The 17988-nt window shown below is 38.7% G+C and carries 14 protein-coding genes; 11 read left to right on the top strand and 3 right to left on the bottom strand.

From position 1 onward, the window contains the following. Positions 1 to 4 precede the first annotated feature (4 nt). Complete coding sequence (locus tag GAB14E_RS21730) at positions 5 to 754, bottom strand: helix-turn-helix domain-containing protein (RefSeq protein WP_052093336.1); 750 nt, start codon at positions 752 to 754, stop codon at positions 5 to 7. A 350-nt stretch (positions 755 to 1104) separates the two neighbouring features. Here GAB14E_RS21730 and GAB14E_RS21725 point away from each other — a divergent pair, with 350 nt between their 5' ends. The 5 genes from GAB14E_RS21725 to GAB14E_RS21705 all read left to right on the top strand — a co-directional run bounded on the left by GAB14E_RS21725 (position 1105) and on the right by GAB14E_RS21705 (position 7603). Then, positions 1105 to 1830 carry an ABC transporter ATP-binding protein gene (locus GAB14E_RS21725; protein WP_033080283.1) on the top strand — a complete coding sequence of 242 codons (726 nt, stop codon included), beginning with the start codon at positions 1105 to 1107 and terminating at the stop codon, positions 1828 to 1830. 2135 nt (positions 1831 to 3965) lie between these two features. Next, the gene (locus tag GAB14E_RS25630; protein ID WP_414734049.1) at positions 3966 to 4322 is read left to right on the top strand and encodes an FtsX-like permease family protein; all 357 of its coding nucleotides are present in this window, start codon (positions 3966 to 3968) and stop codon (positions 4320 to 4322) included. Between the two features lie 101 nt (positions 4323 to 4423). Then, positions 4424 to 5560 (top strand): type 1 glutamine amidotransferase domain-containing protein, encoded by a 1137-nt coding sequence (locus tag GAB14E_RS21715; protein WP_052093338.1) that lies wholly within the window; start codon positions 4424 to 4426, stop codon positions 5558 to 5560. A gap of 29 nt (positions 5561 to 5589) precedes the next feature. Beyond that, positions 5590 to 6288 carry a response regulator transcription factor gene (locus tag GAB14E_RS21710; RefSeq protein WP_033080285.1) on the top strand — a complete coding sequence of 233 codons (699 nt, stop codon included), beginning with the start codon at positions 5590 to 5592 and terminating at the stop codon, positions 6286 to 6288. Beyond that, positions 6278 to 7603: a sensor histidine kinase gene (locus GAB14E_RS21705; protein WP_052093341.1), complete on the top strand. Its 1326-nt coding sequence runs from the start codon at positions 6278 to 6280 to the stop codon at positions 7601 to 7603. Before GAB14E_RS21710 ends, GAB14E_RS21705 begins: the two co-directional genes overlap by 11 nt. A 39-nt stretch (positions 7604 to 7642) precedes the next feature. Here the strand turns inward: GAB14E_RS21705 and GAB14E_RS21700 are convergent, their stop codons facing one another. Next, on the bottom strand, positions 7643 to 8524 hold the full coding sequence (locus tag GAB14E_RS21700; protein ID WP_033080286.1) for a DMT family transporter: 882 nt from the start codon (positions 8522 to 8524) through the stop codon (positions 7643 to 7645). Between the two features lie 115 nt (positions 8525 to 8639). Between GAB14E_RS21700 and GAB14E_RS21695 the strand changes: the two genes are divergently transcribed. The 6 genes from GAB14E_RS21695 to GAB14E_RS21675 all read left to right on the top strand — a co-directional run bounded on the left by GAB14E_RS21695 (position 8640) and on the right by GAB14E_RS21675 (position 17155). Continuing rightward, complete coding sequence (locus tag GAB14E_RS21695; RefSeq protein ID WP_033080287.1) at positions 8640 to 9506, top strand: LysR substrate-binding domain-containing protein; 867 nt, start codon at positions 8640 to 8642, stop codon at positions 9504 to 9506. 172 nt (positions 9507 to 9678) lie between these two features. Continuing rightward, positions 9679 to 10380 (top strand): response regulator transcription factor, encoded by a 702-nt coding sequence (locus GAB14E_RS21690; RefSeq protein WP_033080539.1) that lies wholly within the window; start codon positions 9679 to 9681, stop codon positions 10378 to 10380. Positions 10381 to 10445: 65 nt separating this feature from the next. Further along, positions 10446 to 11819, top strand: coding sequence for a histidine kinase sensor domain-containing protein (locus GAB14E_RS21685; RefSeq protein WP_033080288.1), 1374 nt, complete (start codon positions 10446 to 10448; stop codon positions 11817 to 11819). 328 nt (positions 11820 to 12147) lie between these two features. Further along, a complete protein-coding gene (locus tag GAB14E_RS21680; RefSeq protein WP_033080289.1) occupies positions 12148 to 14268 on the top strand; it encodes a TonB-dependent siderophore receptor in 2121 nt (706 codons plus the stop codon). A gap of 87 nt (positions 14269 to 14355) precedes the next feature. Further along, complete coding sequence (locus GAB14E_RS0122360; RefSeq protein WP_052093344.1) at positions 14356 to 15831, top strand: tetratricopeptide repeat-containing sulfotransferase family protein; 1476 nt, start codon at positions 14356 to 14358, stop codon at positions 15829 to 15831. Positions 15832 to 16177: 346 nt separating this feature from the next. Further along, on the top strand, positions 16178 to 17155 hold the full coding sequence (locus tag GAB14E_RS21675) for a methylenetetrahydrofolate reductase (protein WP_033080290.1): 978 nt from the start codon (positions 16178 to 16180) through the stop codon (positions 17153 to 17155). Between the two features lie 145 nt (positions 17156 to 17300). Here the strand turns inward: GAB14E_RS21675 and GAB14E_RS21670 are convergent, their stop codons facing one another. Next, positions 17301 to 17954, bottom strand: a complete 654-nt coding sequence (locus GAB14E_RS21670; protein WP_052093345.1) for a thiol:disulfide interchange protein DsbA/DsbL — start codon at positions 17952 to 17954, stop codon at positions 17301 to 17303. Between the last annotated feature and the right edge of the window lie 34 nt (positions 17955 to 17988).

Raw genomic sequence — 17988 nt, forward strand, 5'->3', positions numbered from 1 at the left:
GCTGTTATTTACTTAAGTTGAATAACCTACGCTCTAAAACAAAACCCATGATACCGCTAATCAATAACATTACCCCTATGACTTGCAACCAAGCATTAATTGCCCTTGGCTGCTTTATAGGTAAATCATGTTTGGCTTTGGTAAATAAACGCCTACCGCCGGCAACCGCTTCTTCAAAATAGTATCCTTTATTTTGCGGAATTAATTTTACTAAGACATCACTGCGTTGCGCCATGACAATTTTAAGTTGCCGTGTTTTTTCATCTTTTTCATTACGATCTTTAATATCAATCAGTTCACGCCACTTCCAAAATATATCACTTGGCTCACCTGCTAATACCACACCGTCAGAGCGGTATTCATACAAGGTTTCATTAAAAACTTGTTTGGTATAACCGATATAAAACAAAGTAACCGCAAGCACTATAAAGGTACTGGCTATATAGAGGAAATTACGCTGCCGATTTAGCTGCTTAGTACTCGCTTGTTGATATAGCTTTTCAATATCATTAATCACCAAAAGGTTATTTTTTATATAGTTTTCATCCAAACTTTCTAACAACTGGGCAACTGAGAGTGAAAAGGCACGGAGCAGTTTTCCCAGTACTTCGCTAGAAGGCAATGACTTATCATTTTCTAACTTAGATAAGTAAGATTGTTCAATGCCAGCTAACTCGGCTAATTCTGGCTGACTTAAAGCTTTCTCTGCACGTAATTTTTTTAATTGTTCACCTAAGGTCATCGAGAGTGTCATGACTAATATTCCATATAAGTTGATTAATAGTTAATCTGTAAAGTTATAAGTAAAGCGCCGGCAACTAGTTACTTGGTTTTCTACTCGTTGCTAGCAAGCCTAACGGCTTTGTGCTAACTGCATAGTAGATAAGGCTATTCTTGGTTATTCCTCAAGAAATAACTAGCTGAATATTGATGAATATCATCACATAACAAAGAATAAACTGGCTGATGGCTAAACCCCTTGTTAAAGGGCGGCTATTAAAGCTGACATAAAGATAATGAAAATACATTTCACATTGATTTCACACCTTCACTTTTATGCTTATCGTCACTAATGAGAACTAATGTAATTAAAGGCAATAAACCATGTCTAGTCATATCACACCCAGTTATATTCAATTAAGCAATATCAGCCAATCTTTTACCCTTAATAATGCAAAAATTATCCTCTTCGAACAGCTTAACCTCACGATAAGACAAGGGCAATCTTATGCCATTATGGGGCCTTCTGGTGCGGGTAAATCTAGCTTGCTGATGTTGATGTCTGGCTTAGAGCAGCCGAGTTCAGGACAAGGCAGCTACTTTAAAAATGATGTGCAAGGGCAAGAAGAGTTTAGCTTAGATTTTTTGCGCGCTGATATTGGTTTTATTTTTCAGCAATTTCATTTACTGCCAGAGTTAACCGCGCTAAATAATGTTGCCTTACCGCTAAAGTTACGTGGCGACAAAGAAGCCATTAACAAAGCAAAGCTGATGTTAACAAAAGTGGGTTTACAAGACCGTATGAACCATAACCCCAACGAATTAAGCGGCGGCGAACAACAAAGAGTGGCCATTGCTAGAGCATTAGTTTTTGAACCCCGCTTTATTTTTGCCGATGAACCAACAGGTAACCTTGATGAAAATAGTGCAGCTGATATTGCCAATATTTTACTTAGCTGCTGTAAAGACAGCAATGCCGCCTTAATCATGGTGACGCACAGTCAAGTGTTAGCCAATAAAGCCGAGCATGTTTATAACTTGAGCCATGACGGCTTAACTCAACTAAAAAATGCACAGGGTGATGCGCTAAAAGTGGAGGTAGCATGTTAATAACAAATAAAAGCTTATTAGAAAATACTAAATTGGCTTGGCAGTTTTATCGCCAAGAATTTCATTTACCTCAACAAAGGTTATTACGCTGGACACAAGCGATACTATTAATTTTTATGCTAGCTTTATCTCAGTCTAGCGCGAGTGTTCAGCAGTATTTAACACAAAACTTGCAAGGATTATTAGGCGCTGATGCGCAAATAAGTCAGCGGCAGCCATTGACCAACCAACAGGTCAATGATCTATCTATGCAAGTTGATCAAATGGTAGCAACCCAGCAGATTAAAATTAATTTCAGTCATCAAAACAGTTGGCAATATATTAGCTTGAAGGCTGTGGCTGATAATTACCCTTTACAGGGCGAGTTGCTAACAGCAACTTCACTTGACGGCAATTCAGAGCAAAGTTTAACGGGTCCAAAACAGGGTGAAATTTGGTTTGATAGCCGCTTATTTGCTAGCTTTAATCTAAAAATTGGCGATACGGTGGAAATTGCCAAACAAGCGTTTGTCTTCACTAAATTACTTAAACATGAGCCTGACAGGTTAATGGAAGGGCATAATGTTGAAATGCGCGCCATGATTAATATTCGTGATATGGCAGCGCTTAACTTTGGTGAAGATCTTATCCATTATCGGTATTTGTTAACCTTAGATTCAACACAGATACCGACCCTGCAAGACTGGCAGCAACAACAACTTCCTGCAGCACAGTTTATTCATAAACAAGGCAACCACCCACTCGCATTGTTTTGGCAACGGACAGAAAATGTTATCGGTTTAGCCTCCATTATTTTGTTCTTTATGGCAGCCATTGCTATTGAGCAAATTTCATTGAAACACCAAAACAAAGAACAGTACTTTTCTGCTGTCTGTATGAGTTTAGGCGCATCAAAAAACACCGGCATTATTGTTTCAATAGTAAAATGGTGCTTTTCGCTGCTACTATTAGTACCTTTTGCCCTACTCGCCGCTGCCGTTTTTCATTGGCTAATTATTCATTATTTAACTGCAAGTTTTCCAAATTTACAGTGGCAGTGGCATTACGGACTTAGCCTGAAAACTTTGGCTTTTGTTAGCCTCATTTTCGCGCTGTTTTATTTACCGGTTTGGTACTCATTACTTAAAAGTAGTGTGGCAAAATTATTCAATCAGTCAAAAAGTACTAACAGTAATCTGGGGCAAAAGCTGGCCACTGTTGTGGTATTAGTTATTGTTGCGTTAGCCTATTCAGATAATGCCTTATTAACTGCGATGTTAGTCGGTGCCATGATGGTCACCATTTTATTAATATTGCTCTTAAGCTGGTTGGTTTTAACCTTAGGAGAAAAGTTAACAAAAAATTTATCAGGTTTATTACCCTTTGTATTTTTTATGATGAAACAACGTTTAGTCAGTAAAAGTACGCAAATATTAGGTGTTGGCTTATCAGCCTTTTTATTACTTTTTACCCTTATGTTGATGCATGATTTAGGCAAAACTATGTCTAATTACCAGCGAGATCATGATGGTAACTTAATGGTGTCAAAAGCAACCAATGAGCAACTTAGTTATATTAAAAAATGGGCTCAAGATAACGGCGTTAATATTCGACAACATAAGAGTTATTTGCACGCTAAGCTTGTTGAAATTAATGATAAATCCTTAGCTGAACATACTGACAAACCAAGTGATAGTATGGCGACCTTTTCCCGTGAAATAAGAATTCACTGGAACAACCAGCTGCCAACGAATAATCGACTTTTGCAAGGCGATTGGTGGCAAGCGGATAGTGAAAATTGGCAACAAATCTCGGTTGAACAAGAAGTATTGACAGATATGGGATTAGATCTCGGTGATGAGCTTAGTTTTATTATCGCTGGTCAAAGTTACAACTTTACCATTAGTGCCAGTCATGAATTCAAGCCTGGCAATGGCTCTATTACCTTTTGGATTCAAATGCCAACGGCAGCACTAACCCATATTAAGGCCAACCATTACAGCATGGCGAGCCTAGAAGTGAGTGAGCAACAACAACCTCTGTTAGCTGAACTTTGGCAAAAGTTTCCCACCTTGCGTATGGTCTCATTGCAACAAATGACCGAACTATTCGACAATCTGTTAGCCATGATAACTAAGGTGATATCCGGCTTTTCAATGCTCATTATTTTATTGGCTAGCATCGTTATATTGGCATCTATTAACGCGGTTGAAGCAAACGAACAGAAGAAAAATAGTATCATTATGAGTTTTGGTTTTAACCGCACTACCTGTCTAAAACTTAATATTATTGAATGGCTCATCACAGCAATGATAGCTGCTTGTGGCGCTATTGTAGGTACTTATCTTGCAGGATTGCTTATTTACCAGTCACAATTCTCGCTGACTTATCAGCCTGACTTTTCTTGGTTGTTCGCTACCTTATTAATTATTTTAATCAGTGTTATCTCGTTAGGTGTTTTTGCCAGCAGAAAAAGTCTTAACAGCTCTATTAGACAGCTAATGGCAGAGTAAAACCTTAGCGACAATAAATTAAAGCATTTCACACTTGTTTCACACTGAGTTTGACAAGCTAAGCACAACTAATGAATGGATAGATAAAAAGTGAGACTGCAATGATAAATATAAAACAGCAAGTGAACAGCCTGATTACTTTTAAGTTAAGCACCTTAATACTAATTACCTTAATGTTAATAACGCTGCAAGTTAGCGCTGCTTCGGTAAGTAAAAAGATTTTAATGGTGGTCAGTGGTTATGGCCAAGAAGAAAAATCCGCAGGTTATGAATTTGATGAGTTTTCTAAAGCCTATTTAGTCTTTAAAGCCAATGGCATTAGTGTTGATATTGCCAGCCCAAAAGGCGGTAAAGTGACAGCGAGTAAATATGATGCCACTGCTGCCTACAATGCTAAAACTCTGGCTGATAAAAACATTATGGATAAATTAGCGCAGACCTTAGCCACCAGCGACATTGATGCCAGTAAGTATAGTGGTATTTTTATTGTAGGTGGTAAAGGTGCTATGTTTGACTTGCCTAAAGATAAGGCGTTGAAAACGCTAATTGCCGATATTTACCAGCAACAAGGTACTGTTGCCGCGGTATGTCATGGCCCCGCAGCCCTAGTTGATGTTAAGTTAAATGATGGTAGTTACTTAGTGGCCAATAAAGCGATTAATGGTTTTACCAATACCGAAGAACAGCTATTTGGTAAAAAATGGCTATCTAAATTTGATTTTATGCTGGAAGACAAATTGATTGAACGTGGTGGTAAGTTTCAATCCAGTGATATTATGTTAAGTCACGTCGCTATTGATGATCGTTTGATTACCGGCCAAAACCCGAGTTCAACTGTTGGTGTTGCTAATGCACTGGTTAGCAGCTTAGGCATTAAACCTGTACTAACTGAGCAATACCAAGACGACAAAACCTTAGCCCTAGTGGCAAAATTATTAGCTGGTGATAAATCGGTATTAAATACTTTAAGTGAAAACCAGCAAGATTATCACTTAGCCTTAGTGGGCATGTATGGTTTTTATTATGCAAAAATTGCCGAAAATAACCTACAAATATCGAATGCCTTAAGCCTAATGATAGCGGCACAAGCTGAGATTAATAATCCCATGTTAGATATGAAAATTGCCAAGGCACAACAACAGCTGGGTAACTCAGAAAAGGCCAAAACTACCCTAGCTCAGTTATTACTTGCAAAACCTGATTACCAACCAGCCAAAGATATGTTAAAAACATTATAAGAATTAGTAACTAACTTGGAAGTAGCAATATGACATCAACATCACTACAGATCTTAATCATTGAAGATCAGCTCGATATAGCGCGTAATATTGCTGACTATTTAGAGGCAAAAGGCCATGTGCTTGATTTTGCTACACAAGGGCAGCAAGGCTTAGAGTTAGCATTAAATAATCACTATGATCTGCTTATTCTGGATTTAAACCTGCCAGTAATGGATGGCTTAGTTGTTTGCCAACAAGTTAGAGAGAAATCTGCCCGTCATATTCCTATTTTAATGCTTACCGCCAGAGACAGTATCGACGATAAAGTCTCTGGTTTTACTGTCGGTGCGGATGATTACTTAACCAAACCTTTTTCATTACAAGAGTTAGAAGTGCGCTGTTTGGCACTTTCCAGAAGGCATTTATTGCAAAACGAAAACATCATTAACATTGGTCCACTACAGCTAGATAAAAAACGCCAAACGGTGCAGCGTGCTGGTCAATTACTCAACTTGCATAGTATGGGTTATCGCATTTTAACTGTGTTAATCGATGCTTACCCACAAGTGGTAAGTCGTTCGCAGTTATCACAACAATTGTGGGGTGACGAACCAACGGAGTCTGATGCACTGCGCTCTCATATTTATCAGTTACGTACAGTCTTAGATAAGCCATTTCCCTGTGCTCTGTTAAAAACACGCCATGGTGTTGGTTTTGTTTTGGATATTGAAAATCATGACAAATAAAACAAGTATCACAACGAACACTAAGGTTAACACTAAGAAATACCACAGTTTAAGCCGACGTATCGTTGCTCAATTTTGTATTTTCACCTTAATTTTATCATGTCTTTACGGTTTATTAAGTTTCTCACTTATGTACGACTTAGAAGACAGTTTTATCTACAATGCTATGGATGACGAAGTTAAATTTCTCATTGAAGGTTATCAGCAGCAAGGTCAGTGGCCAAAACCTCGCAGTAATAATATGCAACTGCATTTCTCTAAAGATAGCTTACCCGATGCCGTAACATCAGCATTAGTTACTCAACCAAATCGTGGTGAATTTTTTGGCGAAAATGGTCTCTACTATCATCTATATGTCCTACCTGATTTTCAGGAAGTTTATTTGTTAGCTGAAGTGAGCGGCATGTTATTGGTTAGGCCAATGAGTGGCAGTTTGTTGAAATTTTTGTTGGCTGCTAGTTTTGTGTTGATGTTATTAGCCTGCATTATTGCTTGGTTATTAGGTCGTAAAACCGCCAAACCACTGCAGCAACTTGCTGATCTAGTTGATGGCGTCGCGCCGGAGCATATTCCTGATAATTTTTCTGAAAAATTCCCCGCTAATGAGATTGGTATTTTAGCCAATACTTTGCAACAAACCATGGCACGAATTAAAACAGCCTTAGCGCGAGAAAAAAGCTTTACCCGTGATGTCAGCCATGAGTTACGTACACCTGTTGCGATTATTAAAAATGCCGTAGAAGTTTATCAAAACTGCCAAAACCTTGATGATAATACCGATAAAAAGGCTGTTGCGGCCCTAATGAAACGTATTAGTGATGCCAGTATGCAAATGGAACAAACGGTAGTCACTTTATTATCACTTGCTCGAGAAGAACAAACTTCCATTAAAAAAACGGCAGTGAACTTGATGGCACTCATTGAGCAAGCCGTTATCGACCACAGCTATTTACTGAATGATAAAGCCGTTGAAGTTGTTGTTGACGATAATACCAATAGCAAAATTTATCTTCAGCAAGGCATGTTAAAAGTATTATTAGATAATTTAATCAGCAATGCTTTTCAATACACAGATAAGGGGCAAGTACAGATTAGTTACCTTGATAATCGTTTGATTATCGCTGATACCGGCGCCGGCATAGAAGCTGACATTGCTGACAAAGTTACCGAAATTTCGGTAAAAGGCAGCCAAAGTACCGGTTATGGTTTTGGTTTATCGATAGTGAAACGTTTATGTGAACATCAAGACTGGCAACTTAAGGTAACCAGCAGCAATAATGAGGGAACTGAAGTTTCAGTATTATTTGATTATTAAATGGCTGCTAACATTACCGTCAAGTTACTTTGTCAGAAATTATTCACTGAAAACTTTAGACCGAGTAGTATTGGCTAGCCAAACACCAAAGCTCACCAACACCATAGCAACTACTAAGGCCGGCTTTAATGGCTCATCAAAGAAAAATAATGCACTTATGCCCGCGAGTATAGGCACTATGGCCATCATGCTACCCATGCCTGCGGCACCAATCAATTGCACCGCTTTGGTATATAACAACAACTGAATTGTCGCCGCCAATACTCCTTGGTAAACGCTTTGTAATAAGATATCTTGCCATAAGCTCATACTGACATTTTTTGGTAAAAACACGAGATAAATAGGCATATAGAGTAGAAAAGTGATCACCGACAAAGACACTGTTGCTTGCCATGGGCTAATTTCCCAACGATTAAGTAACACTGTAAATAATGCCCAACATAAAGCTGCTGCAGCCATGGTTAAATGCCCCAAAGATAACTGCCCCTGACTACTGAATTCCTGCAAAAATAAAATGCCGACACCTAAAGTAATAACAGCTGTGCCGAGCCATTTTGTCATTGGGTGAGATTGCTTATTAATAAATACCGACAACACAATGATGAGCACCGGCATTAAGCCAGGTAAAATCACCGCCGCTTGCGAGGCTGGTGTTAACTCAAAACCTTTAAAAACAAACAGCGCATAAGCAAAACCACCAATGATGCTAAGCATAATTAATTTTGGCTGAAATAGCTTAAACCTATATTTAAACCACCAAAAAGGTAATACCAAGAAGGCACAGGTGATATAACGTATGGCGATAACATCATAAGAGTATAATTCGCTAATGCCGCCCATACGTGACACTAAAATAAAGCCGGACCAAATGATCACGGCAGCCAGTGCTAACAGATATCCTTGGCGTTGTAGTTGTTGCATGTCTTCTCTTAAAAGTGCTTTTTAGTTTGATGTAAGCACTATAACCTCGCTATACTTTCATTAATAATGAATTATTATGAATAATAAATTCTCAAAATAAGAATGGATAGTTTTAATGGAATTATCAGACCTAAAAATATTCTGCTGTGTAATAGAAGCAGGAGGCATCAGCCCGGCTGCTAAAGCGCTTAATCGTGTGCCCTCAAATATCACTGCAAGAATTCAAAAGCTTGAGGCTGAATTGAATAAGACGTTATTTATTCGAGAAAAAAATCGCTTACGCGCATCACCCGCGGGTGAAAAGCTGTTTAGCTATGCTAAAAAAATATTAGCTATGGCCGAACAGGCTATCGATGAACTAAATCAAGATAAACCTATGGGAACATTGCGTTTAGGTAGTGTTGAAGCTGTTGCCGCTTCACGATTATCCGGGGTGTTAATGGAGTTTCATCAGAGCTGTTCCGAGGTAGATTTAGAGCTAACTATCAGTCCAACAGGTGATTTAGCCGATAAAATCTTGGCAAGTAAGCTAGATTTAGCACTGGTTTGTGATCCTATTTCTGATCAACGGGTTGGCATATTACCGGTATTTCAGGAAAAGTTAGTCTTGGTTTCAGCATTACGAGACGATGTCATTCGCTCGCCAATCGATTTAGGTAACAAACCAACCATACTGGGGTTCTCCACCCAATGTATGTATCGCTCTCGTCTAACCCAGTGGCTTAAACATGCTGAAGTCATTCCTAGAATTGTCGAAATTAACTCATATTTTGCTTTATTAAATTGTATTACTGCCGGTATGGGCGTCGGTTTAGTGCCGGAAAAGTTACTTGATTGTTACCCTTTTGTCGATGGTTTAACAAAACACCCGTTACCCGAAGAAATCAGTAAAACCACTACTTGCCTGATGTGGCGTAAAGATTCACTCAAACCAAGCATGACAGCATTTATAGATACTCTGATGCTGCACTCAAATATTTAGTGATAGGAAGTTTTTGCTGGGCGATGCTACCCTACTGGCAAGGTTCGTGCCTGGCCATAGACTTTAATAAACCTGCCAAAAGTACTCAATATACCAGCAAGTAAAACTTAATAAGAACTATTTGCATAAACAAGGTATGATATCGGTCATTTTATATTTAGAGTCTTTAATTATGCTGCCGCTAGCGCGCATTTTGATAATAGAAGATGACTTAGCACTTAACCAGCAAGTCACAGCTTTACTAACTAAGCATCATTACCATGTCCATCAATGTTTCGATGGCGAACAAGGCTTGTCGACTGCATTGTCATCTGATTTTGATCTAATTTTACTTGATGCTCGATTACCTAAGCTTGATGGTTTTTCTTTATTATCTTCATTAAGACAACATAAAAATACACCCGTTATTATGGTTACTGCCTGTGGTGCCGAAGAAGAAAGAATACAAGGTTTTCGCCAAGGCGCAGATGATTATTTAGCCAAACCTTTTAATATTACTGAATTACTTTTTCGCATTGAAGCAATTTTAAGGCGAACCTTAGTTGGGCCCGCAGAGTTAACTAAGCCAGCCACACAGAAACAACTTGAGGTTGATCAGCTACAACTTAATAAGCATGACATGTCACTATATTATGCCAAACAGGCCATCAAGGTAACGGCTATTCAATTCAAGTTACTTTGGGCACTCGTCACCCATCAAGATGAAGTATTAAGCAAACCTTTTTTATACCCTTTAGTACTCGACCGAGAGTTTAGTTTGTACGATCGCAGTTTAGATATGCACCTAAGTCGTATCAGAAAAAAACTCATCGCCGCCGGTATGTCGGCACATCGCATTGAAACAGCCCATGGTCGGGGTTATTGCTTTAAATAACCTGCTGATATTTAACTTAATGACCTAGTTCTAACGTCCCTTGAACTAGCCATAGAGATCTCCCTATGAATAAACAGTTTTTTTGGAAACTTTCTTTAATTATTGTCGCCGGTTCAATGGCTTTATATTGGCTAATTGATTTTTTATCCAATCACACTGAACTGCGCATGAGTCATATTGCAACAGAGCATCAACAACAGATACTTGCCTATGCGAATAAAACTGAACAACTTTATATTCAAGGCGACATGATTGCCCTATCGACCTATATGAAAAAAATTCAACAGCAAGAAGATACTTGGGCTTCAGTAGTGCAATCTAGCCTAATGCCTTTAGCAGACACTAGCTTATCAAAGCGCTATATTGATGAATTTACTTTAGGGAGAGACGTCAGTTGGAAGATTCATTTATATTTTGCCGATAACCCTGTGATGGGTGTTGTTTTTTCAGATAAAACAGGCCATTTCTTAATGCAGTTACCAGCAAGAATGCGGCCAGGCAGTTATTGGGGCATAACCTCTTTAGTATTAAAAATAGCCTTACCTTTGGTTCTACTTAGCCTATTAACCGCATTATTGTATCGGCATATGATGCAACCATTACGTCAGTTAGAGCAAGCGAGTAGAAAGTTAAGCCAGGGCGATTTTTCTGCCCGCGTTCGAAGACACCTTGGTAGTCGACAAGATGAATTCACGCGTGTCGCTGAGACTTTTGATGCCATGGCGCAGCGCATAGGAAAAATGGTCTCCAGCCAGCGGGCGTTCATTGCCGACTTTTCTCATGAATTACGTACGCCGATAACACGTATTGAAATGGCGCTTGCCTGTGCGCAATCAGAGCTTAACAGCCAAGAAATGTTAGCCCGTATCGCCATAGAAGTTAAAGGTATGCGTAAACTATCTGAAGACTCGTTAACCCTTGCTTGGTTAGATAATGAAGAGCCAAAGGTTAATGATGAAAACTTCGACTTGGTTGACTTACTCGACAGTATTATTGACGATGGCAACTTTGAGTTCCCTGATAAAGTCATCACCAGAGAATTACCTGACTCATTGCTCTTTTGTGGCAATAGTCGTTTGCTTGGCCAAGCTTTCGAAAATATTATTAGAAATGCCCTGCGTTATGCCAAACATGAAGTGTTATTAGCACTGACTACCCATCAAGATGAACTAGTACTAAGTATTACCGATGATGGTGTCGGCGTAGAAGAGCAACACTTAGCGGATATCTTCAAGGCTTTTTACCGTATTCCAACCGTGCAAGTACAAGCAGTTAACCCTGGTTTTGGGCTAGGTTTAGCTTTAGCGCAACGACAAATAATAGCTTGTCATGGCCAAGTGTATGCAAAAAATCTAGCGAGCACATGTTTGAAAAGAACAGGATTAAAAATCACCGTCTTACTACCGATAACAGACGATAAAGGTAACCGCCAAATGTAACAATTGTAAAAGTACTTTAGTTTTTCTGATAAATGTAGAGAATACACGCGAATAAGAACTATTATCATTAATTTTATTATTAAAGCAGTATTAAATAGCTCTCGATATCAGGGTTTAGCAAATAATTACATCGGTATCATTCCAGCTATCAAGCTCAAAGATGAAGAGAAAAATCGAGATAGACTAATTCCAATTGAAAAATCTTGGCAAGTGCTGAATTTTCTATATCAACAAAAGAGTTTCAACTGCTAAATAGTGAGTTTTCCATCACTCTCTCTAAATAATAAAACAACAATTATTAATTACTTTAAAACATGAGTGACATGAAATGAAAAACTTAACTTTCTATAAACACAAACGAACATTATTAGCACTGGCAATTACCACGTCATTTGGTGCTAGTGCACAGGAAAATAATGCGCAGTTGCCTTCTACTGAAGATAAGTCCGCTAAAGAGCAAGAAATTGAAAAAATTGTTGTTACCAGCAAGTTTCAACAATCACTAATCAACCGTATTGCTATTACACCAAAAGAGCTGCCGTTTACCTTAGATGTTGTCGACAGCGAACTGCTAGAGCTTCGTAATTTTACTCGTCCAATTGAAGCGCTAACTACATTACCTAATATTGCCCGTACCGAAGATCGTAATGGTTCAGGTACCACCAGCTTTCTTTCTCGCGGATTTGCCGCACCTATTCTGGTAGATAACCGTGTACAAAATAACTTCAGGGGCGCAGGCGCACGTGATGACTCGTTCGTAGAGCGCTATGAAATACTTAAAGGTCCTGCTTCTATCGCATCAGGTCCAGTTGGTGCAGGTGGTATTATCAATACGGTAACAAAATCACCCGAACGTGAAAGCTTTGCTAGCGTGAAGCTGCGCGCGGATCAATTCGGTAGTACTGGTGTTGATTTTGATGCCAACATAGGTGAATTAAACAGCTCAGATACCGTCTTACTTAGAGTAAGTGGTGCTTATAGAGATTATGAATTCGACGCTGATCACGTTGGTCGTACTACAACCGCTATTCGCCCAGTCGCGATAGTTAATATCAGTGATGATACTTCAATAAAAGCCAGTGTTGCCTACCGTAAAAATGAATCAAATCCAAATGGCGGCTTTCCAGTCCCTAATGGTGAAATCCCAGCTGGTATAGATACAGGCACTTTTCTTGGCTTTGTAGACGGTGAAGTAAACTCTGAAGATGTTCTTTATAATGCCGAACTTAACCATGAGTTTTTAGATAATTTAAAATTAACTGTACGTGGTAGCAAGCAATCAACAGATATGGATTATAAACATGTTGGGGGTATTTATAGCTATGATGGACTTACCACGGGTGATTATACCTACCTATCTGAAAATGCAGCGAAAAATGAGTTAAATGCGACTTTCATCGATGCACAACTTGCTTACAAAGCTAATTTTTGGGGACAAAATCAGGATTTTGCTATTGGTATAGCTCACCAAGAAGATGATTGGACACGTGAATTCGCAGAAAATTATCGCTGGGAAAAAATATCACTAGATGAAATTGCCATGCCTCATTACGGCTGGGATGATGCAAACTACGGTGAGTTTCAACTTTTCCAATCAACAGATGCAAAACTTAAATCAATTTTTGCTGAAGCTGCACTTCGCCCTAGTGAAAACCTTACCATTACCGCAGGTATTCGTTTTGACGATTTAGAGCAAAATAACTTTCGTCGCAGTGCATATGGTTACAATGACAGTGATTTAACCACCAGACTTGGTGCTTCATATTCAGTGACGGAAGATATAAACGTTTATGCAAGTTTTGCCCAAGCATTTGTGCCTCAATACCGCGTACTAAAAGACGGTTCGCCAACACAAGCTGAAACATCTGATGGTATAGAAATTGGCGCAAAAGGTTCATTGTTTGATAACAGAGTTTCATTCCAAGCAGGTGTTTTTTCAACTCAACGTAAAGGGGTAGCAATTACCGATCCTAATGATCCTGATTATGCCATTATTGCTGATGAAGTAGATGTTCAAGGTATAGAAATTTCCACGAACACGATTATAACCGATGCTTTAAGCTTTACCTTTAATATTGGCTATACAGATATCGAAAGTAGTGACGAGGTGCCAGCGCCAGTTTTCCCTGAGGTAACCGCAAGCATGTACCTTAACTATGAATCGCAATCCGGTACGTTAGAAGGTCTAATAGTAAGCGGCGGTTTCCGTCATGTCGGTGAAAGTCAAAATAATATTATGACTGAGCATACTTGGGACGGTTATAATGTTGCCGATCTAAACGCCAGCTATCCTGTGACTGAGAACATTAACGTCTCTGTTGGTATTTTGAACTTAACAGATGAAGAATACATTGAAAATACGCAAGTGGCTGGAGTTAACAAATTCCGCTATGGTGCGGTATTAGGTGCTCCACGCACTGTTACTATGACACTTCGTTGGAATATGTAATACCAAGACCATCACGTTAGTTTCCACTCAGAGCTTGTCAGCTGAGTGGGAAGTTAATTAATGGAATTGATATAAGAGGTTTGATAAATGGTAAATACCAACGCCTTAACGGCAAAAGATTGGTATGACCGTGGTAATGAAATTAAGCGCGCTGGCAATTTTGCTGGCGCGCTTGATGCATTTAAGCGTTCTATAAAACTTAATCCTGAAGCGGCAGCTCCTTGGATAGGTTTAGCTAAGTTACTTGATGCCAATAGCCAATTTGAAGAAGCGAGGCAATGTTTTTTACTTGCCGTTTCGGCAGAGCCTAATCACTTGATGTCACGTCAAATGTTAGCAACAAGCCATCAAAAGTTAGGTTATGTTATCGAAGCAGAGCGTGAATATTACAATGCGATTAAGCTTGAGCCTAATTCATATATTAGCTATTTAGGACTAGGGCAATTGTTCGAAGATATTGGTAAACCAGAGCAGTCTGCCGATGCCTATCGACAAGCAATGAAGTGTGCACCTAACAAGCAAGATGCACTTGCTAGCCTGCTTGAGTTAAGTAAGTTTGTTGATATTGCTAAAGAAATTGTACAAGCTGAAAGCATACTTGCTAAGCTTAAAAATCGAGAAAAAGCCCTCGTAGGTTACGGTTTAGGTAAGGCTTATGAACAGCAGAAAAACTATGATGCCGCATTTGAGGCATATAATGTCGCCAATATTGCTCGAAGGGAAGATTCTGGCACATTCAATCGTGAAGCTTTTGATAGCCGCATAGAAGGAATGATGCAGCTATTTTCTACCGAATTTTTCAAAGCCCGTCAGGGCTGGGGAAACAGCTCAAAAAGGCCAATATTTATTGTTGGTCTACCACGTTCAGGGACGTCACTAACTGAGCAAATACTCGCCTCGCACCCTCAGTGTTTTGGTGCAGGTGAATTGAATGTGTTAACTGACTTGGCAACAGGAACACCTGATAGGCTTGGTAACGCAAAAATATCATGGCCAGAAACGGCCAGTTATTTGTCAAAACAGCAAATTGATGAACTAGCTGAAGATTATCTTGATGGTTCGGGAAAACGCTCTCCAGATACCGCACGTAAAGTGGTTGATAAACAACCTTTAAATTTTTGGCATCTAGGCTTAATTGCCATGGCTTTCCCCAATGCACGTATTATTCACTGTACGCGAGATATTAGGGATTGCGGCTTATCAATTTTTACTCAAAACTTTAATGAAACACAAAGTTGGTCTACTGACCTTGAAGATATTGCCTACTATTGGCGAGGCTATAAAAGACTTATGCAGCATTTCAAGCAAATAAGTGGCTTAGAGATACTCGATGTTAACTATGAATACACAGTCTCTGATATAGAAAAACAAGGGCGCAGTTTGTTAGACTTTGTCGGGTTATCCTGGGATGAGGATGTATTAAACTTTCATAAAAGTGAACGTGCAGTGCAAACCCCGAGCCGCTGGCAAGTAAGACAACCCCTGTACCAGAGCTCTAAAGCGCGCTGGAGAAATTACCAATGTTATCTATCGCCATTGATAAAGGCAGCACAAACTGAATAGTTTTAACTAAAAATATATTACACACTGCCGATCAATAAATATCTCCACCCGTAACCTTGTTATTGGCACTATTGCTTCAATTGTATCCTTCAATCTAGCTTTTCATAAAGGGTCAGATAACGAATCAGCTTAGATGACCTGACGATAACTTAACTAAAAGCGAGTGTTCTGATAAAACACCTGCTTTTTTACATCCCTAATAGAACGCCCCAATAAACACTTTCTCAATTGAGTGAATAAAATCTCATATTATAAAACACTCAATGGTTGACAAAAGCGACTATTTGAATGAGTATATAGCCATCTAAACACCTAAACATCCAAAAACAAACAAAGAAGAAATATTTTGACGACGCAATCAGAGCTACAAACCAGATACAATGATATCAATCGAGGTGTCTACTTTATTGGTACTACACCACCTAAAAGTGATACACCACTTGATAAAGTGAGCGAGATTGCCGAAAAGCTACTTGATCGCGTCAGTGATATCGACTTTGATGGCCTTATTGTTTATGACATTCAAGATGAAAATTCACGCATTAGTAAACCAAGACCTTTCCCGTTTAAGTCAACCCATGACACGAGACTTTATTCTTCTTTATTGAATAAAAAATCAAATCATCCGGTAATAACTTATAAAAGTGTTGCTCAATCTAATAGCGATGATTTTGATCAGTGGGCAAACGAAGCTTGGGAAAAATATGGCGTAAAAGATGTTGTGTTAGTTGGAAGCCCATCTAAGGATAATGAAATATCTTTACCTTTGGCAGATGCTTATAAAACCTTGGTAGATAACCAGCATGACTTTTTTATTGGTGGAGTAACTATTGCTGAGCGCCATGCCAGTAAAAAAGATGAACATCAGCGCTTAATTGCCAAACACCAACAAGGTTGTAGTTTCTTTATATCTCAAGCAATTTATAACCCGCAAGCGACTATAGACTTACTTACCCGCTATGCTATTGAATGCCAAAAACAGGATGTAAAACCACAACGTTTGATCTTAACCTTCTCTCCATGTGGCAGTAAAAAAACCCTAGAGTTCATTGAATGGTTAGGTGTTAATGTGCCCGAAGCAACCAGTTTACGTATTCTTAATGCCGACAACCCTTTACATGAGTCAATTCAAAACTGCGTTAAAAGTCTACAACAGATTTTAGAGGCAATTCAGCCCTATGATCTACCACTTGGCTTAAATATTGAGAGCTTAACTAACCGCAAAGAAGAAATAGATGGCTCAATTTTGCTGTATAAGTTATTACGTTCAAAAATGGATAATTTCTTAGCTAAAAAGGAATTGGCTGCTTTAAGCAAATCATAAGACTGACTAGGAAAACTCATCGTTATGATGAGTTCTTTATCTCGCTTTACTACCTTAAACATGTGTGACTTTAAACATCTGCTATCTTAAAAATTTCCTAGCAGAGCATCACTAAAATTAACTCTTTTGTTAACTCTTCAGTTAATTAAAGAGTTAACAAATACAGCACGAGTTCAATGTATTGCTGCTGTGACTCAAGAGCGCCTGTTTCTACTTTGTATTTACCATTAACAATAGCGGTAGGAACACTCGTTATGCCTTGTTGTCTTAATACCTCTGTCGCTTTATTCATTTTATTTACGCCCGTTTTGACACTAAAACTATTAAATACTTTATCAAAACGTTGACCATCTACACCCAGTAATAGAAAGATATTCTTAATGTCTTTATTAGTGTTAAATGTTGCTTTATTAACATGAATATAATTAAAAATCGCAGCGCTAACTTGGTCTTCAAGCTTTAATAATTTAGCCGTTAATATAGCCCTAGATAGACCTTGTTCAATAACAAGGTCACGGCCAGGCATACCATCGATATGGTTTTTTATAAAAGGTATCTCGGCGGGAAGTTCGGCTTTTAATGCTGTGATAATGGGCTCAATCCTATAACAACCCGGACAATAAAAAGAAAAAAACTCACGTACTTCTTTATTTAAATTATCTGAATTAATTGGCGTAGTTAACTCCTTATAGTGCGTGCCCTTTACAAAAGTAATTGCACTCAACGACTGACTAGCGAACAGTGAAAATGTAGCAACTACAAATATAACTACAGCTATAAAATTGACGTTATTTTTCATGGTTTTCCTTTAATATTTATTTCTTAAAAATAGC

This window comes from Colwellia psychrerythraea, from assembly GCF_000764185.1.
GTDB lineage: Bacteria > Pseudomonadota > Gammaproteobacteria > Enterobacterales > Alteromonadaceae > Colwellia > Colwellia psychrerythraea_B.

What these genes read in the sequence shown, in the direction of transcription:
- GAB14E_RS21730 (WP_052093336.1), bottom strand. Translation starts at nt 754, where the DNA reads ATGACACTCTCGATGACCTTAGGTGAACAATTAAAAAAATTACGTGCA.
- GAB14E_RS21715 (WP_052093338.1), top strand. Translation starts at nt 4,424, where the DNA reads ATGATAAATATAAAACAGCAAGTGAACAGCCTGATTACTTTTAAGTTA.
- GAB14E_RS21705 (WP_052093341.1), top strand. Translation starts at nt 6,278, where the DNA reads ATGACAAATAAAACAAGTATCACAACGAACACTAAGGTTAACACTAAG.
- GAB14E_RS25630 (WP_414734049.1), top strand. Translation starts at nt 3,966, where the DNA reads ATGCTCATTATTTTATTGGCTAGCATCGTTATATTGGCATCTATTAAC.
- GAB14E_RS21725 (WP_033080283.1), top strand. Translation starts at nt 1,105, where the DNA reads ATGTCTAGTCATATCACACCCAGTTATATTCAATTAAGCAATATCAGC.
- GAB14E_RS21695 (WP_033080287.1), top strand. Translation starts at nt 8,640, where the DNA reads ATGGAATTATCAGACCTAAAAATATTCTGCTGTGTAATAGAAGCAGGA.
- GAB14E_RS21710 (WP_033080285.1), top strand. Translation starts at nt 5,590, where the DNA reads ATGACATCAACATCACTACAGATCTTAATCATTGAAGATCAGCTCGAT.
- GAB14E_RS21670 (WP_052093345.1), bottom strand. Translation starts at nt 17,954, where the DNA reads ATGAAAAATAACGTCAATTTTATAGCTGTAGTTATATTTGTAGTTGCT.
- GAB14E_RS0122360 (WP_052093344.1), top strand. Translation starts at nt 14,356, where the DNA reads ATGGTAAATACCAACGCCTTAACGGCAAAAGATTGGTATGACCGTGGT.
- GAB14E_RS21700 (WP_033080286.1), bottom strand. Translation starts at nt 8,524, where the DNA reads ATGCAACAACTACAACGCCAAGGATATCTGTTAGCACTGGCTGCCGTG.
- GAB14E_RS21680 (WP_033080289.1), top strand. Translation starts at nt 12,148, where the DNA reads ATGAAAAACTTAACTTTCTATAAACACAAACGAACATTATTAGCACTG.
- GAB14E_RS21685 (WP_033080288.1), top strand. Translation starts at nt 10,446, where the DNA reads ATGAATAAACAGTTTTTTTGGAAACTTTCTTTAATTATTGTCGCCGGT.
- GAB14E_RS21690 (WP_033080539.1), top strand. Translation starts at nt 9,679, where the DNA reads ATGCTGCCGCTAGCGCGCATTTTGATAATAGAAGATGACTTAGCACTT.